Below are 24,449 nucleotides of genomic sequence, written 5' to 3'. Positions count from 1 at the left end.
TTTTTTCAGTTTGTGTACATTCTCAAATAATCTTATTTTGATTATGTAATTAATGCTAAAAACAAAAGTTAATCTAAAAACTATAATATTAAGATAAATAAAAAATTAAAATTTAAATTTAAGATAAATACATTCAAAATAAAATTATTTTTTTAATGTACAAAATAAATTTTAATACTATTTTTATAATTTTTTATTTATTTTTATTTACTTTTTTTAGAAAACTAAATCTTTTGTTCTTATATGTCTTTACACTTCTTGTATATTTACATTCTGGTCAAGTTGAACAAGAGATGAATTCTTCTTTATTTTTCTTTGAAGTTTTATAGATTAATGGATTACCACATTCAGGGCAATTTTCACCTACAAAACGATCTAATAAAACAGTTCTTTCTAATGTTGATTCTGCAGTTTTAAAAGAATTATCAAATCTTTCTCAGAAAGATTGCATTAAATGTTTATAATCTATTTGTCCCTCGGCAATCAAGTCTAAGTCAGCTTCTACTCTAGCTGTATATCCTTCAGTAATTTCATTAGGAAAACCTTCTATTAATTTTGTAATTACAACTTCACCAAATTCTGTTGATTTTAAAGAATTACCTTCTTTAACTACAAATTTACGATCTAAGATTTTTTCTACTGTAGTTGCAAAAGTTGAAGGACGTCCTACTTTAATTTCATCTAATTTTTCAATTAAAGATCCATCTGTATAATGTGCAGGTGGTTTTGTTTCATGATCCAAAGTTAAATATTCTTGAACATCTACTAAATCATTAATATTAAATTTTGGTAATTCTTTTTCTAAATCTTTTTGAGATAAAACTAAATATCCATCAAAGATAACTTTTGAAGATGATAATTTAAATTTATGATTATTATTTTCTAATTCATATCTTAATATTTCTCTAACAGGAACTGTCATTATTGCTTTCATTGTTGTATATCAAATAATTGAATATACTTTATATTCATAAGAAGATAATTGATATTTTTTAGCTGCTTGCTCAGGATCTAAACTAATATCTGTAGGTCTTATTGCTTCATGGGCATCTTGATCTCCACTAAATCCTTTAATATCATTTGCAACATATTGTTCTCCATATTTATTTTTAATAAAAGCTCTTGCTTTTACTAAAAAAGTTTCTGATAATCTTGTTGAATCTGTTCTAGGATATGAAATTAAACCGCCATCTCCAAATCCTTCATATAATTTCTGCGCTGCAGATTGAACGGCTTTTGAAGACATGTCTGCTTTTTTGTATAACAGTGATTGTTTTAAAGGGCTAATTTTAGCATCACTTTTTTTAGTTAATTTAATATCTGTTACTTTTAATGGACCTGATAATTCAGATAAAATTTTTTGAGCTTCCTCGCGATTTATTCATTCTTTATTTTCAAATTCTCCATTTGGGTTGTAATAAGTTGCACTAATATTTTCATTGATTTTTGCCTCAATAGTTGAATATAAAACAGGTTGAAATTCTCTAATTTCTTTTTCTCTATCTACTACTAATTTCAATGCAATTGATTGCACTCTTCCAGCAGTTGGTTTTTCTGGATAATTTGACATTTTTTTGATCATTAAATTAGTTAATCTAAAGCCAATAATTCGATCTAACATTCTTCTAGATTTTTGTGCTTTTACTAAATTTTCATCAATTGTGGTCGGATTTTCAATAGATGCTAATATTGCATCTTTAGTAATCTCATTATATTTAATTCTTTTATATTTATTTTTTATATCTAAATACTCTACTAAATTATCACCTATTGCTTCACCTTCACGATCAGGGTCAGTTGCTATATAAACAATATCGGCTTTTGTGGCATCTTTTTTTAATTCGGCAACTATATGTTTTTTTTCTGGTTCTATTTTATATTTAGGTTCTCAATTTTCAAAATCAATTCCTAAATTCTTTTCTCCACCTGTCATCATTTTTACAATATGACCAACAGATGCTTTTACTTCATAATCATCACCAAGATATTTCTGAATTGTTTTTACTTTATTTGGAGATTCCACAATTACTAGATATTTCATACTAAAATACTTCCTTAATTAATTTAAGCAATAATTTATTATATATAAAGATTTTGAAAATAAATAAATTTAATTTGTTGCACAGTAAAAAACAGATTAATGTAAATTAAAAATAATATTAAAATATTAATCTCTAATAAGTGCGGCCTTTTTTACAATTTCTAAAATTTCTTTTTCATCATATATAATGGCACCAGATGCTTTTTTATGACCTCCGCCATTATATTGATGTGCTAATTGAGCAATATTAAATTTATTTGATCTTAATCTTACTCTTATTGATTTATCAACATTTTGAATAAAGAAAATTCAAATATCATAACCTTCAATGTTGGCTAAAAAATCAACACGATTTGTATTATTATCTTTTAATTTTAATTTTTTAATATCATGATAAGAAATAAAACAATAAATTACATTTTTATGTGTTTTATAGTTGGATAAAACATATTTGTTAAATTCTAATTCACTTATTGTTCTTAGAGATAAATTTTTATGTAAATCAAAAACCTTAAAATTAGATTCTAATAATCATGAAACTAATGCATGAGTTCTTGCTGTTGTAGTATCATAAAAAAATCTACCACTATCTGTATAAATTCCTAAATAAAGAAATTGACTTATCTTCTTATCTAATGATGATGGGGCTATTAATTTAATTAAATCTGCAATTTGTTCTGCAGAAGCAGAATATGTGGGATCAACAAATCTTAATTTGTAATTAATATCATCTTTTTCAGGATGATGATCAATTCTAATTAATGTTTTTAATTTATTTTCTAATATTAATTCATTACAAATAATTCTATTTGCATAATTAGCATCAACAACAATACCTAAAGCTTTACTTAAAATTTTATTTGAAGGTATCTTATTAAATTTTCAATTTAAAAAAGGGAATAAGTTTTCGTTAGAACCAACAGCATATATGGTTTTATTTGGAAACATTTTTTTAATCCATAATTTTAAAGCTTGTTGTGAGCCCAAACAATCACCATCAGGTCTTTGGTGGTGAAAAATTACAATATATTGATGATTTTTTATTTCTTGTAAAAATTGTTTAGCAAAAGTTTTCATAGAATTATTTTTCATTTTTAATCCTTTCTCAATATTGATTCATTTTTGTTTCTATATCATTTTTAGAAGGATGATAATACTTAGTTCCTTTTAAAGATTTTGGTAAATACTCTTGTTGGACTCAATGGTGTGGAAAATCATGAGGATATTTATAATCACCATAACCTAATTTTTTATGAGATTTATAATGATTATCTTTTAAATGATTTGGTATATCAGATGCTCTGGAATCTTTTAAAGCTGCTGAAATAGCTAAATATGCAGAATTTGATTTGGGTGATAAACATAATTCAATAACAATTGTCGCAAGAACTTGATGGGCCTCTGGAAATCCTAATCTTTCTGCTACATCAATTGCATTTTTAGTTCTACTGATTAAATTAGGATTAGCTAGTCCCACATCTTCATATGCCATTGCTAATATTCTTCTTGCAATAGAATTTAAATCACCAATTTTAATTAATTGAGCCAAATAATAAATTGCAGCATCACAATCACTTCCTCTTAATGATTTATGAAAAGCTGATAGTAAATTATAAAATTCATTACCATAACTAGAACCTATTACTTTTGTGTGAGGTAATAATTTTTCTAAATTTTCATTTGTAATAGTATTAGTTTCATAAATTTTGTAAATAAGATCAATAATATTAATACTTGATCTTAAATCAGCCCCAGAAGCTAATACAATTTTATTAATTTGTTCAGATGTCAAAGGCATATTAAATTTGGAACAAATTTTATGTAAAGCTTCTTCCATTTCTTGAATAGATATAGGTTTAAATTCTAAAATAAAACATCTGCTTCTAATTGCGGGGTTTACAACAAAATATGGATTTTCAGTTGTAGTAGCAATAATTATTAAATTATTTTTTTCTAAATAAGGTAATAAAATGTCTTGTTTGTCTTTATTCATTCTATGAATTTCATCAATGATGATAACAATTTTTTTAGTATTGCTTATTTTATTTAAAATATTTTCTAAATCTTGTTTAGTATTTTTTGTTGGATTAAAATAAAAATGTTTTAATTTCAATTGCTTACAAATGACAAAAGCTAATGATGTTTTTCCAATTCCTGGTAAACCGAAAAAAATTAAGGAATAGATAACTTTTTTTTCTATCATTTTTTGAATAATACAATTAGAACCCACTAAATGTTTTTGACCAATAATATCATCTATTGTCTCTGGTATTAAAATACTTGATAATAATTGATTCATATTATGATTATTTTAATAAAAATAAATTTTATTTATTAATAAATAAACTTGAAACGTTATAATTAATTATGTTACTTAAAGTAACCGAACTAAAAAGGTTTTTCTAAAAATAATTATATTTTAATTATTTACCTTAAGGTCGAGCCACATTTAAGACAATTTAAAATATTTTTTAAATAATTTATTTGTATATCTTTAAATGTTGCTAACATTAGATTTAAATTGCGCTAAAGGAGAAATAAATACATGATTGCAATTATCAAAACTGGTGGTAAGCAATTACTTGTGAAAAAAAATGATGTTATCTTTGTAGAAAAAATTGAAGGAAAAGAAGGGGATAAAGTTAATTTTGATCAAGTTCTTTTAATAGGAGATAAAATTGGTACTCCTATTGTTCAAGGAGCAAATGTTACAGGGATAATTGAAAAACAAGGAAAAAGTAAAAAAATTATTGTTTATCGTCACAATGCTAAATCAACACACAAAAGAAAATTAGGTCATCGTCAACCTTATACTAGAGTAAAAATAGAAGAATTAAAGGGATAGAATAGAGGTGAAAAGCTATGGCAACACATAAGGCTGCAGGTAGTAGTAAAAATAATAGAGAATCACATAGTAAGAGACTAGGTCAAAAATTAAGTGATGGTCAATACACAAATGCTGGGCAAATTATTTTTAGACAAAGAGGTACAAAAATTCATCCAGGAAACAATGTAGGTATTGGTGGAGATGATACATTATTTGCTTTAATTAGTGGATATGTGAAATATGAAACAAAAAGAAATAGAAAATTTGCTTCAGTATATAGTGAAAAAACAATTACTAAATCAAATAAACAAAAATAGTTGTTAGTCAATTATTATTTATATAAAATAAAAAACCACAATTAAGATTAATCATATAATTTATGAAAAATCAATTGTGGTTTTTATTAATTAATTTTTTTATAATTCAACAACTTTGTATTTATTTCCCATTGAAGGATCAACAATAAAGTGAATTGGAGTTGCAATATTATTGCTATCAACAAAACTTTGTGAGTACTCTCATTCTACTTTTGCCCCATCATTATAGTACATGATTACTTTTCTAGGATATAACTTAGCTTCTATTCTATTTCTTGATTCAGAAAGTTTAACTAATTGATATTCTAATCTAATATCAATAAGGTTACCCATTGTTGGAAGGATTCCTTTTGGTGTTTGATTTTTAAAATCATCTCATGTCATAGATTTTCATATACTTCTGAATAGCATATTATAATATATATTTTTTGATTCTAAATCTTTATTATTTATACATGTTGATAATTGTACATAAACCGAATCATCAGTAGCATCAATATATCTTGGTCTTGCATATAATGTGTAATTATTATATCCTGGAATATGGTATTGACTATTTTTATTATTTAGTGGTTCTATTTGTTCATAATACATTAGCGGTGGAATTCTTTTTCTTAGTTCAAACATATTTGTTAAATCAGTATAAATTCCTATGTTTTTATTACTTACAGGTGTTTTTCATATATTGTGTAATCCTAAATTTTTAATTCTATTGTCTTGTGATATAGCAAAAGTAATTATTGTAGGATCTAAGATATTTTTTCATTTAATACTCATAGTGAATTTATCATAATTACTTCCTACTAAATCTCCTGCGGTTACACTTTCAATAAAATCTACTTTAGCTAATAAGTAAGAATCATTGAATATTACATCTTTATTAGTATAAATAACATCTCTTGTTAATCCTCTTTGAATATCTTCAATTGATAAATTTATGGCACTTCCTAATCCTTTAAATGAATCCACATAAATTGTAGAATTTAATGGAGTTAAAGCTAAAAGTAAAGAATTGTCAATTAAAATAACTTTTCCAATACTTGAATTAGTATCTTTAGAAAAAATTAATTCATAAGATGATGAAGATTGTTGAATTGAATTGTAAGATAGATTAATTACTTTATTTACAACTCTTGAACTTGATGATATTTCTTGTTCAAAAGTCAATTCAACATTTGTTGCAAATACTTTATATCTATCAATTTTGCCTTCTACTGGTTGAACTTTAAATGTTACATTAAAGTTAGAAATATATTGAGATACATTTTTAAGATTTGAGAATAAGTTATCTCAATTTTTTCTAAATAAAATTAAACTAAGAGCATTTTTAAATTCTTTTGTTTTACCTTTTAGATCAAAACTTCAAATTAATTGATCATTATCAATTTTTGATTGGAATAGATTTTTTCTATCTAAAACATAATTTGTCATATAAAAATCTTTTTGACTATTAACATAATTATTTTGTTGATCTAAAATATAATTTGAAATTGCTTCCATAACTTTTGTTTTATCAGTAATATATGATGATATATTAATTGCTTGACCTACTCCTAAAGGTCAATTTTGCAACTCATATAGTGATGCAGATTCTGGAATAATAGAAAAACTTGAAACATTTAATACAACATTATTATTAATGGTTATCTGAATATTTGCATTATTTTCATTGTTAGATCCAAAAACAGGAACAAAAACTAAATTTGTTATTTTGTCTACAGTTAATTTATCTTGCCCAGATAAAAATAAAATATTTTTATTTTCTACAATTCATTCTTTTGTCATTTTTCTAATAGCTTCATCAACTGTTAAATTTTCTAATTTAAACATTGATGATGTTAAGTTTCAATTAGGAACTAATAATAAAGATTCTTCTCCTGGTTTTTCTACTGGTGGTACTTCAGGATTATTAGGAGTGTTGTTATCAGGATTATTAGGAGTATTGTTATCAGGATTATTAGGGGTGTTGTTATCAGGATTATTAGGGGTGTTGTTGCCAGGTGTGTTAGGATCATTAGGTAAATTAGAAGAATCATCTCCTACACTATTATTATTTGAAACGCTTGATGAAGCATTTAAACCAAAAGTTATTCCTAAAGTTGCCATTGTTGCAACTGAAAAAATGGAAAATCCAATGAAATATTTTTTTAAACCTTTTATTAACATGCGACATCTCCTATATATTTAATATCATCTTGATGACTTAACTTATTATATCAAATTTTTTGATATTGGTTATTAACGTGGAAGAGTTATTTTTTCGTTTTATTTTATATAAAATAAATTTCTACTTTCTGAATAATTAATAACCATTTAATTTTTTTTGAAATGCTAATGTTAATTTTGATAATGTTTCTTTATCAATAGGTGATAAATTCTTTACATAAATCCCTAATTGTTCATTAGTAGAAGAAACTTGGAAAATAGATCTAGCTATTTCATCATATGTTTGTGTTTCTTCGTCATAAAAATAATTTTTATAAATGTAATCGTATGCTGATTTTGCAGTCGGAGTATAGTTTACATAATCAAAAATTCTCAATATTACATTATCTTGATAAATTGTTTCAGGATTTGATTTGTTTAATTCTTCTTCAGTTACAAAAATATCTTTAAAAATAATGTCATTAAAGTATTCTAATAATTTTTTTTGTTCATTATCATCAATAGAGGAAGATATTACAAAACAATCTAAAATTCTTACAGTATATTTGGTTCTAATAATTCTTAATCTATCTCCATCTGTTATAGCACTAAAATTATCATGACCATAATAAGCATCTAAAGCATCACCATTGTAAATAAATGCTGCATCAATTTTTGAGGTAGGATTAATTAAATTATTTAAAATAATATCTGAATCTGAATCAAATAAATTTCTTTTAATATTACTAATTGATGCTCCTGTGCCTTCAAAAATCATGTTTGCAAAATTATTGATTAATTCCAAATAATTTTGACTAGTAATTGTTGTATCTCAATTATTTTCAGGATTATTAATTGAAGAACCTAAAGCAATATTTTCACGTTCATTTTTTGTTCATTGAATTTGAATATCATTTAATTTTCCGCTTAAAGCATTTAAAGCTTCTACTAAAGTAGGTGCTTGATTAAAATTAAAAGGATCATTAGGCATATTTATTTCATTAAATATTTTAGAAGTATCATATGCTAATAATTTATCATTAATGAAATAGGGAATAACAAAATCACTAAAACTAAAAATGTAATCTTTACCATACTCATTACCATACATTTTTCGTAGTAATTCTTGATCTAAATAAGAATTAAATGAATTCATTTGTTCAACTGCTTCTGGGGTAAAATAATCCTCTCAAGGATTTTTTATTTGTTTATTAATTTGTTCCATTTTTTTTCTTAAAGGACTTACTTTCCCTTCATTAATTAAAGTAATAATTGCATAATCAGATGTTATTCCACCAATTATTTTGTTATTCTCTAAAGCAAATTCAAAACTATTAACATCACCATATTCTTTATATGAATATTTTTTATTAATATCTTCAACTGTTTTTTCATCAAAATAAGAACTATAAGAATAAAAAGATGGCTTAAAAGGGAAGGCAATTTTTAAGCAAATGATTGTTATTATAGATGCTAATAAAGCAACAACTCCTGTTATTATTCCTATAATTTTTTTCATATTTTTCCTTTTGTTTTCTTTTTAACATGAATAAAGAAAATGATATTTGTTACAATCATTATTAATAGAATTAATGTTCCTAATGCTAAAGCTCAAGAGCGGAATTGACCTTGATACAATTCTGTTCCTATAGTTGTTGTATTCGATGTAATAGAGGTTATTATAAAATCATCAAATGAAAAAATGAAAGTAATAATGATTGTAAAAATAATTGAAGAAAACATATAAATAAAATATGTTTTAAATCATGTTTTTATTTTTGAATAACCTAAATCTCATGAAGCTTCAAATAATGATCTATTAAATTTTTCGCTTTTAGGATACATAATTAAAATTCCATAAGGAAGAGTCATTACAGTATGACCTAAAACAGTTCTCATTAGACCTTCTTTCCCTGATGATAGAGATCCAAAAACAATACCAAAAAATAAAGCCAAGCTAACACCAATAATAATATCTGGATTAATCATTGAAATATTATTATTAATAGAATTAATACTTTTTAGTAATTTATTTTTTTGTCTTCATAAAGAAAAAACAGTTAACAAAGAAATAGTAACTACTAATAAGGCTGTTAAAGAAGCTACAATAATAGAATTTAGTAATGAAAGCATAATTTTAGAAGAGAATAAATTTCTATAACTATCTCATGAAAAACCATTTCAAACAAATGAAACATATCCTTTATCTGAAGTTTTATTAAAACTAAAAATTGCCATTGTAAATAAAGGGATATATGATAATACTAAAATCAATAATAAATATGAATATTTAATAATTTCTTTAATTTTATTCATTAATACCTCCTTTAATTTTTCGATAAATTATAGGAATTGAATTAATTGCAAAATAAACAACAGAAGAACCTAATAAAGATATTAAAACAACAGATGATGCTTTTTGCATATCAAAAGGATTAGATGGATTTGATAAATCATTAACAACATTACCTATCATTTGATTACCTGCAGAATTATCTAATAATTTGTTACTTACTGCAACAGACATAATAACCAATAAAAATACAATAACAATTCCTGAACAAATAGCTTTTAAACCATATGGAATTATTACTTTTATAAATGTAAAAATTTTATTGTATCCTAAATCTTGTGATGCTTGAATCATAGATTTCGGCATCCCATTTAAAACGTTATAAAGAGGAATAATCATAAAAGGTAAAAATAAATATACAAACCCTAAATATAAATATCCTTCTGCATCAATAGGAATATCAAAAATAAGAGTTAATATTCCACGTAAAGCTAAAATCTTAACTAAAGTAAATAAAAATAGCGGAGTAACAATTAAAGATAACAAAATGAATTTAATACTTTTATTTCTGGTATTAATTAATATAAAAACATAAGGAAGAGATATTAATAAACAAATTAGAGATACAACTATTCCCATGAAAAATGATTTAAAGAAAATTTGTCAAAAATTTTGATCTTTTCACATTTCTCATTTATCATAATCTGGACCTGCTCCTGCTGGAGTTATAAAAGATAAAACTATAATGAAAATGATTGGTGTTAAAACAAACAAAGAAACAAATATTAAATAAGGTAAAAATAATAAAATATTTGATTGAAATTTTAATTTCTTTATCATATTATTTCTCCTTTTCCATTAAGTGCATAGCTGTAACTGTTCATGATATGTAAACTTTTTCTCCAATTTCATATTCACTTGAAGATTCTGCTAAAAATGTTTTGTTTTTAGTTTTAATAGTAATTAAATAATAACTACCTTCATATGTTATAGTTTCTACTTGTCCTTTAATAAGACCACTTGATTTTTTAATAACTATATCTTCAGGTCTTATTAATACATCAACTAATTCATTATTATTAAACTTGTATTTTGTTCAATATTTCATTTTTTTACCAAGCAATAAAATGATTTCTTCTTCTTGGTCAATTATTTCACCTTCTAAGATGTTGGCATCACCTATAAAATTAGCCACTCATTTATTTTTGGGATAATCATAAATTTCCTTTGATGTTCCATATTGTTCAATAACACCTTCTCTAACAATGGCAATTCTATTTGAAAGCCTTAAAGCTTCTTCACGATCATGAGTGACAAAAATGAAAGTGATTCCTAATTTTTTTTGAATAGAAGATAAAAAGATTTGCATTTGTTCTCTTATCTTCGCATCTAAAGCTGATAAGGGTTCATCTAATAATAATACAGATGGTTCAATAACTAGAGAACGAGCAAGTGCTACCCTTTGTTTTTGACCCCCTGAAAGCATATCTATAGATTTTTTTTCATGACCTTTCAAATTAACTAATTCGATAACTTCTTGGACTATTTTATTCATTTCTGCATTTGTGATTTTTCTAGTTAAATATCTTTTTTCAAATTTCTCATTCATTAAAGATGGTCAAACTTCTCAAGAAGCATATTTAAAATCCAAATCATCTAATCAATTCTGTAATTTATTTCTTTTTTTCTTAGAAATTTTTTTATTTTTTAAATCAGATTCATATTCTATTTGGATTTTATCTAATTTTTTAGTAGCTTCTAGTGCTTGTTTTGCTCATTTTTTTTGCAAGGATTTTTGTTTAGCAAAAACATTAGGTTTTATTGATGATTTAGGTAATGGAATTCTTTTTAATCTTAATCCATATTTAATATTGTTTTCTACGCTCAAATGTGGAAATAAAGCATAATCTTGAAAAATAGTAGAAACATCTCTCATGTGTGGAGGCAAATCTTTAATATCCAAACCTTTAAAAAGTATTTCACCTCTTGTGGCTCATTCAAAACCTGCAATTAATCTTAAAATAGTTGTTTTTCCTGATCCAGACGGTCCAAGTAATGTAATAAATTCACCTTGATTAATAGATAAATTTATATTTTTTAAAATTATTTTATCATCATATGTTTTAACAATATTTTTTAACTCAATAATAGGTTTTTTTTCTTCCACTTCTTCTCCACAATAAAATTAAAAAACTTTTAAAATAATATTTTATTATTTTTTATAAAAATAATATAAAAATAAATTTTGATAAAAAATCAAAAAACTCTATTTTATTATTTTTATTTCTTAAGAAGAAAAGTTTTTATGGAAATATACTAATTTTTTAATCTTTATTATTTTATTTTAATTAAAATAATATACTATGGTAGATAAAAAAAATATTAGAAATTTTGCAATCATAGCTCATATTGATCATGGAAAAAGTACTTTAGCAGATCGATTATTAGAGTTTACAAATACAATTGAATCTAGAAATTTAAACGAACAGCATCTGGATACCATGGATTTAGAAAAAGAAAGAGGTATTACCATTAAGTTAAATGCTGCTCAAATTCAATATAAAAATTATCTATTTCATATCATAGACACTCCTGGACATGTTGATTTTACTTATGAAGTTTCTCGATCTTTAGCAGCTTGTGAAGGGGCTTTATTATTGATTGATGCAACACAAGGAATTGAAGCTCAAACTTTATCTAATGTTTATTTAGCAATGGATAATGAATTAGAAATAGTTCCAATTATTAATAAAATAGATTTACCTTCAGCTGATCCTAAAAGGGTGAAAGAAGAAATTGAAAATATTATTGGCATTCCAGCAGATGATGCTATATTAATTTCAGCTAAAAATGGAATTGGAATTGATAAGGTTTTTGAAGCAATCATCAATAAAATTCCAGCTCCAAAAAATTGTGATGATGATAAACCATTAAAAGCATTAGTATTTGATTCTTATTTTGATTTTTATCGTGGTGTAATTTTATTAACTAGAATTTTTGAAGGAAAAATAGAAATAGGTGATGAATTTTATTTCATGTCTTCTAATAAAAAATTTCATGTGACAGAATTAGGAGTTAAAAAACCTCATGAAGTTAAAAAAGATATGCTTTTTGCTGGTGAAGTTGGTTGAATTGCGGCCTCTATAAGAGATGCAAAAGATGTTTCTGTAGGAGATACTATTACATTGGTTAAAAATCCTACAAAGGAATCTTTGCCAGGCTATAAAAAATTAAAACCTGTTATTTTTTGCGGATTTTATCCAATTGATACTATTGATTATGATAAGACAAAAGATGCTTTAATGAAAATATCATTATCAGATTCATCAATTACATATGAACCTGAAACATCTAAAGCTTTAGGTTTTGGTTTTCGTATTGGGTTTTTAGGTTTATTACATATGGAAATCTTAAAAGAGAGATTAGAAAGAGAATTTAATATTTCTATAATTGCTACAGCCCCTTCTGTCGAATATAAAGTTTTTTATACAAATGGAAAACATGAAATAATTGCTAATCCTTCAGATTTTCCTGACAAATCTTACATTGAATATATTGAAGAACCCTTTATTAAAGCCTTTATTATAGTGGGCGAAGAATATATTGGACCAATTATGGAGTTGTGTCAAAATAAAAGAGGAATTTATATTGACTTAGAATACATTGATAATGTAAGAAGAAAAATTGTTTATGAATTACCATTAACAGAAATTATTTTTGATTTTTTCAATAAATTAAAATCAGTATCTAAAGGTTATGCTTCTTTTGATTATGAAATAATTGGATATAGAAAAAGTGATATGGAAAAAGTTGATATTCTTTTAAATGGTGAAAAAATTGATGCTTTTTCAATGATTGTTCATAAAGATTTTGCTTACACAAGATCTAGAGAATTAACTCAAAAATTGAAAGAAGTTATTCCAAGACAAAATTTTGAAGTTCCAGTTCAAGCTGCAATAGGAGCAAAAATTATTGCTCGTGAAACTATTAAAGCTTATAGAAAAGATGTAACTGCCAAATTATATGGTGGAGATGTTACTAGAAGAATGAAATTATTGAAAAAACAAAAAGAAGGGAAAAAGAAATCTAAATTATTTGGTAGAGTAGAAGTCCCTCAAGAAGCATTCTTATCAATATTAAAAACCGATATTAATGATTAACGATATATTTTTTCAGCATTTATAACATCATATACAATGTTATTAAATTTTTCTTCATCTTCTTTTGTTTTATGATCTAATCCTAGTAAATGGACCAATCCATGAGTAAATAAAAAACAGAATTCTCTTTTTATAGAATGATTGAATTCTTCCGCTTGTTGTTCAATTTTTTCATATGATAAAACTATTTCTCCTAAAAAATTAAAACCTAATTCAGATGAAAAACTATCAAACACAAAAGGGAAAGATAATACATCTGTTTCTTTATCTATATTTCTATAAGACTTTGATATTTTTCTAATTGTTTTATTGTTAGTTACTAAAACATCAACACAAATTTTTTTGGGTAAACCCATAACTTTTTGAAATCTTTTTAAGATTTTCTTGAAATCTTTTTGAAACTGAAAATCATAATCATTATCAATTTTGATAGATAAACTCTTCATAGATAATATTAATTATATATTAAATAGTATTTGATATAACTTTTTAGGTGCGTAAAAAATTTTTACATTATATAAGGAATTGGTTTTTAAGATTTTATACAATTCATCATTTTGAAAATTAATCCTATAAATATTATCTCCTTGATTAATAAATTCAATATCATATAAATAATAATTTTGAGACTCTATTGATATTTGTAAATCTTTTGTACTATTTATGAGATTAATATTAGATGTAGAAAATCTTATTGAAAAATTTTTATAACTATCTACTTCTAAAATTGCATCTATGTTTTGTTTTGTTTCTACTTGTAATAATATTGTTATAAAAATTATAGAAATAATTATTAGTATCAATGAATATATAAAATATTTCTGTTTATACAAATAATTCAATGTTAATTTCTCTCCCTTCAAAAACATAATTATTTTGATGCGAAACTTCTATCGTTACCTTGTTTTGCAAATAATCTTTTAAAATAGGAAATAATATTTTTTTAAAATTAATGTCTATATTCTCAAATGTTTCATCTAGTAATACTAGTGAAGGATTGGATGCAAAAATCTTTAATAGATATATAAATTGCTTTTGACCCAAAGATAGGTTTTTGCCATTATCTTCTATGTTGTGATTTAATTCTAAATTCATATATTCTAATAAAATTCCTAAATTGTATTTTTCATAATTTTGCAACAAATAATTAGGATCATTATCATTAGATGAAATTAAGTATTGATATATAGTGCAGCTAGGTAAATATTCATTTGTAGAAATATAGCATATTTGTTTTCTTAATGTCTCTAAACTATAATTTAAAACATTTTGATTATTAAAATAAATTTCATTTTGATAAATTAATAAAGAAATTATCTTCATTAATGTAGACTTGCCAGTTCCATTTTTACCTATTAATTTAATATGAGAATCTATAATTAGATTTTTAATTTTTAAATTAAAAGTTCCATAATTATAATTTATGTTTTTTAATTCTATTTTTTGAATTTCTTTTGCATTTATAGAATTATTTAAATTTTTATTTTCATCAATATAAATGAAGAAGCTATTTAATGTTTCTAAATATTGATTTATAGTAGGATATTCAAATACAACATTAATTATTTCAGAAGAAGAGTTGATAAAAAAATTAAACATAGATATGTAAATAAATAAATTACCTAGAGAATAATTAGAATTGATAATTTGAATAATAGAAAATACAATTATAGAAATATTGGCAAAATTTTTAAAAGATGAATGAATTATTGAATAAATAAAATTTAATTTTAAAATTTGTTGTTCATTAAATTCTATTTGTTCCAATGAAGTTCTTAATTGATCATTCAAAAGACTTTTTGTTTTATCTAATTTAAATTGCTCAATTGAATTTACAATGTTTAAAAATATTTTTTTAAATTTAGTTGTTTCATTAAAGTTAATTAAAAATGCTTGTTTAAATTTCTTTTTAAAAATTAATGTTGCTAATACAAGTATTCCAATAACTAACAATGCAAATAAAAAGATATATAAATTTAAAATAAATAAAAACAAAAAAGTGAATATACAACAAATAAAATTTGTAAATACGTTAATAATGATATTTGCTTGGTAAGAACTAACTTTAGTTATACATTCAATATTTTTTAAATGCATACTTTCATCATAATGTAGTATTTGTTGATATTGAATACTTTCAATTTTTTTTATATATTTTTTAATGTAATATTCTCTATATTTTATTTCTATGCTACTTAATATATGCGACACAATTGTAGATAAAATATTTTTTATACAAAAAATACATAAAAAAATACAGGAAATAATTAATAAAAAATATAAATTGGATGATTGGACAAAATATTCAAAAACAATCTTTATATAGTAAGTACTAATAATAGAAAGGCATATGATAAATAAAGAAATAATCGAAAGAAAAATTTTTTCTTTTTTGTACTGTTGATCTCATAATAATAATTTATCTTCATTAATTAATACAGTTGCTTTTTTATTTGGTTTACAAACAATAATTATGTTTAAATATATTTGCAAAAAATCACTTAAAGATATCTTCCTTTTGCCTAGTATAGGATCATAATAAATAACATTATTTTTATTAGTAATCTTTTCAATAATTATGTAATGAAAATATTGTTCATTTTTTATTATTGATATTATTGGATTTTTAATTTTAAGCTTTTTAAAAGCTTCATTATCACCTTTCAGCACTTCTGATTGGATATTATGTTGTTTTAATAAATCTACAATATTAATTATTGAAATACCATTAGAATCATATATTGCTGTTTTTTTAATTAAAGAAATATCTAATCATTTATCATAAAAATATTTATATAGTGTTTGAACAACAAAAATACCACAGTCTAATTTTTCTATTTGATTTCTATATTGCATTATTTCCTTACTAATAAATCAATTGAAAATCAAATAGAAATAGTATAAAAATATTATATCATAATTTTAAATATAATTTAAAATTAAGTATATGTCTATAAATGAATCAATAATGAAAAGTGAAAAAATGAAGTTCTTAAACTTCATTTGCACTAGTAGAAGTGATTACCAAGAATTAAATCATAATAAATGAAAAAAAGCTATATTTCTAAATTGGCTATATTTATTTATTATTTTTCTTGTTATATTAATATCATTTATACCTTTATTTTACATTTCTGATACAGGTGAAAATTCAATAATGTCAAGTACAGTTATGGCTGTATTAAATATTGTTGTTTTAGTTTGTTTATCTTTGGATTATTTATTAAGATGGATTACATATCCTATAAGAATTAAAAATAACTCAATTAATCCTTTATTTTTCTTTATATTTACAAGTAGTAGCATTATGATGCTTGCTTCAATTTCTTCTGCTGTTTTATCTTGCTTAGTATCTTTTAGTCCTAATAATGTAGATTTATTAAAAACATCTAAAGCACTATCTGTTTTAAAAATATTTCGTTTTATTTTATTGTTAAATATAATTCCTTCTTTCAAAATTTTGACAGAAATATTTATTCGTAATAGAACAATTGTTTTAAATTTATTATTAGTTATAATTTCTCTTATTTTTATTTTTGCTCTTATTATTTTTTCTATTGAATTTACAGTAAATGAGAAAATTTCAAATTATAGTGATGCTTTATATTATTCTTTCATCACAGTTACAACTGTTGGTTTTGGTGATATTATATGTGTAACTAGTGAGGGTAAATTCTTAAGTGTTATTTTAGGAATCTTAGGATCTATTGCTTTTGCTATTCCTTTCGGGATTGTAGTGGGGGCTTTTAATACAAAAATAAAAGAAAAATATAAAAATATGGATAAAATAGACATCTATGCAACTACAACTATTTTTGAAAAAGCTGTTGTTAAATTAACTAGTAAAAATAGATTTAATTCTAAACTTAAAAAAGATAGTCTTTTTATTACATTAAAAATTAAATATAAATTTCCTAAAAATTCAGATTTATGAATTGAGATATTAAAATTATTAGGTAATATTGAAAATATTATTGACATTACTAATACAGAATTAGATGATTATACAATTATTAGCATAAAAGATAAAACAAAAATAAAACAAAAAGATTTATTTGATTTATTGAAGATTTGTAAAATAGATTTTCATATGCAAAATTAATTGTCGTTTTGTGCTTTGAAACCTTGCACTTTTTTATTTTTATAAAAACCACAGAATTTGCAAACTCTATGTTGTTCAATTTTTTCTGAACAATTTTTACATACTACTAAGTTTTGTAAGCTTAAAGAATCATGAGTTCTTCTTGCTCTTTTTCTTCTTTTCGATGTCTTTCTCTTTGGAACTATAGCCATATATTAATCTCCATTCTTATCTTAAATAATTATAATATTTATGATTTTTCAATTTTTTTCTTTATAAGATTTGTATATAAAATTATAAAACAATTTTAAATTTATTTTTGAGATTCTTCTTCTTTTTCTTTTTGTTGAGATTCAACTTCTATTTCTTTAGAATTTTGCTCTTGAGAATGTTTTATTTCATAAACAATATCAATGATTTCTTGATCTTTCATAGTTTCATATCCAGAAATTGATAGTGCTTGAGCCATTTCATTTAATTGTTCTCTACTTAAATTTTTTAATCTTTTATAGAAAGGATTGGTTTCTTTTGAGATATCACTATTAGTTGATTTAGTATTTTCAAATCCTCCAAAATTATTAGGAGTAAATGGATTAGATTCTTGATTTAATTCAGCTTGTTTCATTAAAATTTCTCTTGTTTCTACTCTAATAAAAATATTTCTAATTAAACTTATATTTCTTGAAATAAAGAATCATACAAAAATATATAAAAATGGCATAATGAAGTTTAAAACATATATTCATGATACTTTAAAATATTCTGCAATTTTTGGAGCTTGAATAATATATTGAATTCAACTGAAACTTCCATAAATCATTTGAATAAAAACAAAGATAGTAGCTAAAAAAGAAATATATTTTAATGATTTTAAATTAATACATTTATAAATTGAAAATGATAAATTAACTACAACAATAGCTGATATTGCAGCATCAACAACATTGTAAGCTAAAAGAGTTGATCAAGTTGCTTCAGGATTCATTTCCATTATTTGGGGCGAAGAAAAGAATTCTAAAATTCTTGGCTTATCTACACACTGACCAATAATTATTGCTATATTCAAAGTTAAAATGCATAACATAGCAATTAAAAAAACAAAGATTCAAGTAAAAAACAATTTTTTTTGCTTTTTTTCTCAAAGAAATTTTTTATTTTTATCTATGTATTTATCAATATCTATTAAATATAAACCTTTATTTAATTTGAAACTTTTAAGAGATTTTTTTTGCGACATACTTTTATTATATTTTAAAATTCATTTAATAATTTATTAAATTCATTTTCTTTTAATTTAAATTTTTCTTCTATTGATAATTTGCTTTGATCATGTGTTTTAGTTCCATCAAATAATAATAAATTAATATCTTTTAATCCAATGAATTTTAAAACATTAATTAAATAATCATCAAAAGCTGAAAATTCATATCAATTTTTATATGATCCTTGAGCCATAATTAACAAAATTTTTTTAGCCGGATCAACTAATCCAACACTTTTATTTTTTTCTTCATATTTATACTTAAATGTTTTGTTAGCTACTAAAATGTTGTCTAAAAAATTCTTTAGTAAAGGAGAAATTGTAAAATTAATCATTCCTGTACTAATAATTATTTTGTCTGAATTATTGATTAAATCAATATATCTTTGACTATCTTCATTTCAAAAGCTATCAAAATTATTTAAAGATAAAACTGTTTGTAATTTTTTTTCTTTATTTAAATCTAAAATTGTAATTTCATCATTAGGATGTTTTATTGAATATTCTTTAATAAATTTTTCCGAAGCATATTCGCTAACAGAAAAATCTTTTGATAAATAAGATTGAATAAATAGAATTTTACTCATTTTATTCTCCTTTCTTTGGAGGTTGAGGAATTGCAAATCTTTTATGATTAGTTTTTTGGATTTGTAGTTTTATTTTATCAATTATTTTTTGCTCTTTTAACATATTTTTATCATACATTTCATAAGCATCATAAGAAAAACCTAAATCTAATTCATCTTTTTGTTCTTTTCAAAATCCTGCTGAAGGAGCTTTATTTAAAATTGAACTAGGAACCCCAACCTCTTTTGCATACTTAAAAACTTCAGATTTATATAAGTGAACAATTGGTAATAAATCACAACCACCATCTCCTCATTTGGTGAAATAGCCCAAATAATATTCCGCTTTATTATCTGTTCCTAAAACTAAATAATTGTTTTCTTGAGCTATTGCATATAATGTTGTCATTCTCAATCTTGATTGAATATTGCCTTTTACTAAATCTAAATGAGGTTTTAATTTGCTTACTAATGAATGATATTCGTCATATAAATCAATAATTTGATGTTTTAAATCAAATTTGTGAACTAATTCTAATCCATCCTGAAGATCAAAATCTCTTTCTTTATTAATGGGCATCAATATACCTAAAGAAGAATTTGGAAAAGCTTGTTTGGCTAAATAAGCAACTAAAGCAGAATCAATACCTCCACTAACACCTACAACAACACCATTAGCATTAGCTTTTTTTACTTCATTTTTTATTCATTCAATTAAAACATTTAAATATTTCATGATTAACTAAAAATTTCTTTATATATTTCCATGTAATTTCTAACTGGAATAAATTTAATTGATTTTTTAACTTCATCAGCTACTTCTTCTAGATTTTTTTCATTATCTTTAGGAATGAATATTTTTTTTATTCCTAGTCTTAAAGCAGCTAAAGATTTTTCTTTTAATCCCCCTATAGGTAAAACTTTACCTCTAAGTGTAATTTCTCCAGTCATTCCAATATCGTGATATACAGGTTTTTGAGTTAAAGCTGAAATAATTGCTGTTGTAAAAGTAACACCAGCTGAAGGTCCATCTTTTGGTACAGCCCCTTCTGGTACATGGATTTGAATTGTAGATTCTTCAAAGTTAAAATCAATGTTAAATAATTTAGCATTAGATCTTACATAACCTAAAGCTACAGCTGCTGATTCTTGCATTACATCTTTTAGTTGACCTGTAATTTTTACTTCACCTTTACCTGGAAATGTTGTAACTTCAATTGGTAAGGTAGAACCACCATAAGATGTATAGGCAAGACCATTAACTACACCAATTCTTGGTTTATTATCTTTATCATCATCAGAGAATTTTTCAACTCCTAAGAATTTTTTGATTTTAGGAATATCAACAACAAATTCATCTTTGATTTCTTCTTCAACAATGCCTAAAGTGATTTTTCTAGCAATTTTATCTAATACTCTTTGAAGATTTCTTACACCCGCTTCCATTGTGTAATGTTTAATAATAAATTCTATTTCTTTATCACCTATTTTGAATTGATTTTTTGTTAATCCATTTTGCTTAATAACTTTTGCTACTAAATATTTTTTAGCAATATTTATTTTCTCAAATAAAGTATATGAAGATAATTCAATTAATTCGATCCGATCTAATAATGGTGCAGGAATGTCTTCGTAATAATTAGCTGTTGCAATAAATAATACTTTTGATAAGTCATATTCTATTTCTAAAAAGTGATCTTGAAAATTAGAATTTTGTTCTGGATCTAATACTTCTAATAAAGCTGATGAAGGATCTCCTTTAGTGCTTGAAGAACCTAATTTGTCAATTTCATCTAATAAAATAACTGGATTTGATACACCTGCTTTTTTAATTGCATTTATTATTTTCCCAGGCATAGCTCCAACATATGTTTTTCTATGTCCTCTAATTTCAGCTTCATCATTTACACCACCTAAAGATATTTTGACAAATTTTCTACCAATTGCTTCTGCTAGAGATTTAGCTATAGATGTTTTACCAACACCTGGAGGCCCTAATAAAGTAATAATAGGTGAAGTGTTTTCTTGAACTTTGTTTTGACCATATTCTTTTATAAATAGATTTTCATTGACTTCAGTATTAGGCATATCTGTTAAGCGATTATTTTTATATTTATCCGGGTGGACTTTTTGATTATTAATCATAACAGCCACAAATTCTATAATTCTTTCTTTAACATCTTTTAATCCATAATGTTGTTCATTAAGTATTTTTTTAACTTTTTTAATATTCAATTCTTCAATAGATGTTCTTCTTCAAGGCAATTGAGTTAAAAGATCAATATAGTTTCTTGTAATGTTGGCATCTGGCGAAGAAGACATCATAGATTTTAATTTGGCTTTTTCTTTTTTAATTGCTAATTTTACTTCTTCAGGATATATTTTGCTTAATTGTTTATCTTCTAAAATTTTTTCTATTTTGTCATCTTCAACACTATCTTCACCTAATAAATTTCTAGTTACTTTTAATCTTTCTCTTAATAAAAATTCTTTATTTTGTTTATCTAAAGATTTCTTTAACTCTGTTTCAATTTCACGATCTACTTCTTTTGTTGCTTCTAAACCTTCTACAAGCTCATCAATTATGGTTCATAATATATCTATTTTTCCATTAATAGTTTTTTGGTTGAAGTAGATGTAGACAAATTTCATTGGAATAGCAAAAGAAGAAATAACCAAATTTAAGTTATGTAAATTCAATAAATCTTCTTTTGAAAAATTTGGTAATGAATTTTTTAAAAATATCTTTTTAAATTGTTCATTTTTTAAAAAGAATTTGTGTGAGATTGCATCATATAATTGAGATAAATTTTTTTCAAATTTCTCTGTTTTTTTAATAACGGAAGATGTTTGAACCAATTTGAATGAAGCAATATAAGCATCATCATTTTTGTCAGATTCATCAAAAGTAATAATTTCCACTTTTTGCAGTGATTTTACTGTTATTCTTTGATTATTTCCGACAGCATCAACTCTAACGATTTCTACTAATACTCCATATTTACGCAAATCATTAATTGAAGAAATTTCTCTTTGTTCTGCATTTTTTTGAGGTATTAAAACCATTTGCATTCCAAAAGCTTTTTGTGATATTTCTACTGATTTTTTAGATCTTTCTCTTCCTACTTCTATATAATCAGTAAGACCTTCTAAAATAATCACATCTCTTGTAGGAATAAAAGGATATATTTGACCTTTAACATTATTCTTAGATTTGTCTTTAGATTTTTTAGAATCCATAATTACACCGCCTTTTATTCAATAAGATTTATTATAACATAATAATATTTAAAAATTAGCAACTTTTACATTTAAGTGCTAAATATAAAATTGTTATAGTTGTTGGATTTTTTCTTTAATATTCTTTAAAGCATCTTTGACAGTTTCATTAATTTTTAATTGGTAATCTATTTTTTCTATTGATGACATAACAGTAGAATGATCACGATCTTTAAAAAGCTTACCAATTTCTTTATAAGTTAAATTAGTTATATTTCTTATCATTCACATAGAAATATGCCTTGCTAAAACAATTTCTTGCCTTCTTGATTTTCCTTGAATTTCTGATTTAGATAATTTGTAATATTTTGCAATAATATCGATTATTTTTTCTGGAGTGATTGATCTATTTTCTTTGGAAATAGTTGAAAACATTTGAGAAACAATATTATATGTATATTTAATATTTTGAATATTTTTTTGCTTATTTCATTCAATTTTATTAATTGCTCCTTCTAAAGTCCTAATTGATGTTGCATGATTTCTAACAATAAATTTAATTGCTTCAGATTCTCAATCTTTGGGATTAATATTATGCTTTAATAATTTTTGTTCAAATATTTTCATTAAATCATTAAGAGAAGGGCGGTAAATTTCTTGAGTTATTCCACCCTGAAATCTTGTAATAAATCTTTCTTCAAAACCTCCTAATAATTCTGGGTTTTTATCTGAAACAATAACAATTTGTTTTTTTTGTTCAATATTATAGTTAATAATATTAAATAAAATATTTAATGTTGCTGTTTTAGAACCAAAAATTTGAATATCATCAAATAATAAAACATCAAAGTTTTTATAATATTCCACAATTTCTGCTAATTTGTTTTGATCTGAATTTATTAAAAAAGTTGTAACTTTTTTAATAAATTGATCAGGATTTATATAACAAACATTGTAGTTAGATTTTGCTAATTCATTACCTACAGCATGCAAGAAATGAGTTTTACCCATACCTGATGAAGAATAAATAAATATTGGATTGTAAGTTGCTTTAGTTTGAGAAATAATATTTTTACCTAATAAAATAACATCTTTATTAAATTCAGCTTCTACATAATCCTCTCATAAAAAATTCTTATTTAAATTTGAATTTTTATGAAGAGAAAGTATTTTGTCATTTTTAATTTGTGTTCCTAGTTCTTCCCTAGATGTAATAACAGGATCAGAATTAATACCAAAAACGTATTGCATTGCTTCAATAATATTTAAATTAAAATTTTTTTTTATATATTTTGCATCATTGACTGTTGGTAAAATAAAATATACTTTTTTATCATTATTAGAAGATGGAGCTACTTTAGCACTTTTATAAAAAGAATTATATGTTTGGTCATCAGAAACTTCTTTTAATTTTTTCAACACTAATTCTGTATTTAAATTGTCAATGATTAAACTCATAGTTATTATTGTATCAAATATAGTTTTCCACGTAGGAAAAATATAAAAAATTACAAAATAAAATATTTATATATTTTTTTT

The 24,449-nt window shown here is 23.6% G+C and carries 21 protein-coding genes; 4 read left to right on the top strand and 17 right to left on the bottom strand.

The features are described 5' to 3' along the window. Positions 1–193: 193 nt before the first annotated feature. From topA to ACJA29_RS00095, 3 genes are all read right to left on the bottom strand, one after another. The gene (topA, locus tag ACJA29_RS00105) at positions 194–2,041 is read right to left on the bottom strand and encodes a type I DNA topoisomerase (RefSeq protein ID WP_406602605.1); all 1,848 of its coding nucleotides are present in this window, start codon (positions 2,039–2,041) and stop codon (positions 194–196) included. Between the two features lie 126 nt (positions 2,042–2,167). Continuing rightward, positions 2,168–3,133, bottom strand: coding sequence for a DHH family phosphoesterase (locus tag ACJA29_RS00100; RefSeq protein WP_406602604.1), 966 nt, complete (start codon positions 3,131–3,133; stop codon positions 2,168–2,170). Further along, positions 3,123–4,340, bottom strand: a complete 1,218-nt coding sequence (locus ACJA29_RS00095; RefSeq protein ID WP_406602603.1) for a replication-associated recombination protein A — start codon at positions 4,338–4,340, stop codon at positions 3,123–3,125. The genes ACJA29_RS00100 and ACJA29_RS00095 overlap by 11 nt, the downstream gene beginning before the upstream one ends. A gap of 246 nt (positions 4,341–4,586) precedes the next feature. On the opposite strand from ACJA29_RS00095, the gene rplU reads away from it, so the two are divergent. Together rplU and rpmA are read left to right on the top strand one after the other, a co-directional pair. Beyond that, positions 4,587–4,886 carry a 50S ribosomal protein L21 gene (rplU, locus tag ACJA29_RS00090; protein ID WP_406602602.1) on the top strand — a complete coding sequence of 100 codons (300 nt, stop codon included), beginning with the start codon at positions 4,587–4,589 and terminating at the stop codon, positions 4,884–4,886. A 17-nt stretch (positions 4,887–4,903) separates the two neighbouring features. After that, the gene (rpmA, locus tag ACJA29_RS00085) at positions 4,904–5,185 is read left to right on the top strand and encodes a 50S ribosomal protein L27 (RefSeq protein ID WP_406602601.1); all 282 of its coding nucleotides are present in this window, start codon (positions 4,904–4,906) and stop codon (positions 5,183–5,185) included. 99 nt (positions 5,186–5,284) lie between these two features. On the opposite strand, the gene ACJA29_RS00080 is transcribed toward rpmA, so the two are convergent. The 5 genes from ACJA29_RS00080 to ACJA29_RS00060 all read right to left on the bottom strand — a co-directional run bounded on the left by ACJA29_RS00080 (position 5,285) and on the right by ACJA29_RS00060 (position 11,790). After that, complete coding sequence (locus ACJA29_RS00080) at positions 5,285–7,351, bottom strand: hypothetical protein (protein WP_406602600.1); 2,067 nt, start codon at positions 7,349–7,351, stop codon at positions 5,285–5,287. Between the two features lie 136 nt (positions 7,352–7,487). Then, positions 7,488–8,849 (bottom strand): hypothetical protein, encoded by a 1,362-nt coding sequence (locus ACJA29_RS00075; protein WP_406602599.1) that lies wholly within the window; start codon positions 8,847–8,849, stop codon positions 7,488–7,490. Continuing rightward, the gene (locus tag ACJA29_RS00070) at positions 8,834–9,646 is read right to left on the bottom strand and encodes an ABC transporter permease (RefSeq protein ID WP_406602598.1); all 813 of its coding nucleotides are present in this window, start codon (positions 9,644–9,646) and stop codon (positions 8,834–8,836) included. The genes ACJA29_RS00075 and ACJA29_RS00070 overlap by 16 nt, the downstream gene beginning before the upstream one ends. Continuing rightward, positions 9,639–10,463 (bottom strand): ABC transporter permease, encoded by an 825-nt coding sequence (locus ACJA29_RS00065; RefSeq protein ID WP_406602597.1) that lies wholly within the window; start codon positions 10,461–10,463, stop codon positions 9,639–9,641. The genes ACJA29_RS00070 and ACJA29_RS00065 overlap by 8 nt, the downstream gene beginning before the upstream one ends. A gap of 1 nt (position 10,464) precedes the next feature. Beyond that, positions 10,465–11,790: an ABC transporter ATP-binding protein gene (locus ACJA29_RS00060; RefSeq protein ID WP_406602596.1), complete on the bottom strand. Its 1,326-nt coding sequence runs from the start codon at positions 11,788–11,790 to the stop codon at positions 10,465–10,467. A gap of 196 nt (positions 11,791–11,986) precedes the next feature. Here ACJA29_RS00060 and lepA point away from each other — a divergent pair, with 196 nt between their 5' ends. Beyond that, complete coding sequence (lepA, locus tag ACJA29_RS00055; protein WP_406602595.1) at positions 11,987–13,783, top strand: translation elongation factor 4; 1,797 nt, start codon at positions 11,987–11,989, stop codon at positions 13,781–13,783. Here lepA and ybeY read toward each other — a convergent pair. From ybeY to ACJA29_RS00040, 3 genes are read right to left on the bottom strand one after another with little or no spacing between them, the layout of a single operon-like run. Next, positions 13,780–14,229 carry an rRNA maturation RNase YbeY gene (ybeY, locus tag ACJA29_RS00050; RefSeq protein WP_406602594.1) on the bottom strand — a complete coding sequence of 150 codons (450 nt, stop codon included), beginning with the start codon at positions 14,227–14,229 and terminating at the stop codon, positions 13,780–13,782. The genes lepA and ybeY overlap by 4 nt on opposite strands. A gap of 12 nt (positions 14,230–14,241) precedes the next feature. Next, complete coding sequence (locus ACJA29_RS00045) at positions 14,242–14,652, bottom strand: MAG1140 family protein (protein ID WP_406602593.1); 411 nt, start codon at positions 14,650–14,652, stop codon at positions 14,242–14,244. After that, positions 14,609–16,639 (bottom strand): Mbov_0121 family peptidase domain-containing ABC transporter, encoded by a 2,031-nt coding sequence (locus tag ACJA29_RS00040; protein ID WP_406602592.1) that lies wholly within the window; start codon positions 16,637–16,639, stop codon positions 14,609–14,611. The genes ACJA29_RS00045 and ACJA29_RS00040 overlap by 44 nt, the downstream gene beginning before the upstream one ends. Positions 16,640–16,730: 91 nt before the next feature. Between ACJA29_RS00040 and ACJA29_RS00035 the strand changes: the two genes are divergently transcribed. Then, positions 16,731–17,885: an ion transporter gene (locus ACJA29_RS00035; protein ID WP_406602591.1), complete on the top strand. Its 1,155-nt coding sequence runs from the start codon at positions 16,731–16,733 to the stop codon at positions 17,883–17,885. Here the strand turns inward: ACJA29_RS00035 and rpmF are convergent. From rpmF to dnaA, 6 genes are all read right to left on the bottom strand, one after another. After that, entirely contained in the window at positions 17,882–18,076 is a 195-nt protein-coding gene (rpmF, locus tag ACJA29_RS00030; protein WP_406602590.1) for a 50S ribosomal protein L32, read from the bottom strand. The genes ACJA29_RS00035 and rpmF overlap by 4 nt on opposite strands. 101 nt (positions 18,077–18,177) lie before the next feature. Further along, positions 18,178–19,101, bottom strand: a complete 924-nt coding sequence (locus tag ACJA29_RS00025) for a Rho termination factor N-terminal domain-containing protein (RefSeq protein ID WP_406602589.1) — start codon at positions 19,099–19,101, stop codon at positions 18,178–18,180. Positions 19,102–19,115: 14 nt separating this feature from the next. Next, positions 19,116–19,712, bottom strand: coding sequence for an FMN-dependent NADH-azoreductase (locus tag ACJA29_RS00020; protein WP_406602588.1), 597 nt, complete (start codon positions 19,710–19,712; stop codon positions 19,116–19,118). A gap of 1 nt (position 19,713) precedes the next feature. Further along, complete coding sequence (gene nadE / locus ACJA29_RS00015; protein WP_406602587.1) at positions 19,714–20,427, bottom strand: NAD(+) synthase; 714 nt, start codon at positions 20,425–20,427, stop codon at positions 19,714–19,716. A gap of 2 nt (positions 20,428–20,429) precedes the next feature. Further along, positions 20,430–22,931 (bottom strand): endopeptidase La, encoded by a 2,502-nt coding sequence (lon, locus tag ACJA29_RS00010; protein ID WP_406602586.1) that lies wholly within the window; start codon positions 22,929–22,931, stop codon positions 20,430–20,432. 93 nt (positions 22,932–23,024) lie between these two features. Beyond that, positions 23,025–24,368, bottom strand: coding sequence for a chromosomal replication initiator protein DnaA (gene dnaA / locus ACJA29_RS00005; protein WP_406602585.1), 1,344 nt, complete (start codon positions 24,366–24,368; stop codon positions 23,025–23,027). Positions 24,369–24,449 lie beyond the last annotated feature (81 nt).

It is taken from the genome of Metamycoplasma sualvi (assembly GCF_045276925.1).
Taxonomy (GTDB): Bacteria; Bacillota_I; Bacilli_A; order Mycoplasmatales; family Metamycoplasmataceae; genus UBA710.
This window is presented reverse-complemented; position numbering and strand designations above follow the sequence as displayed.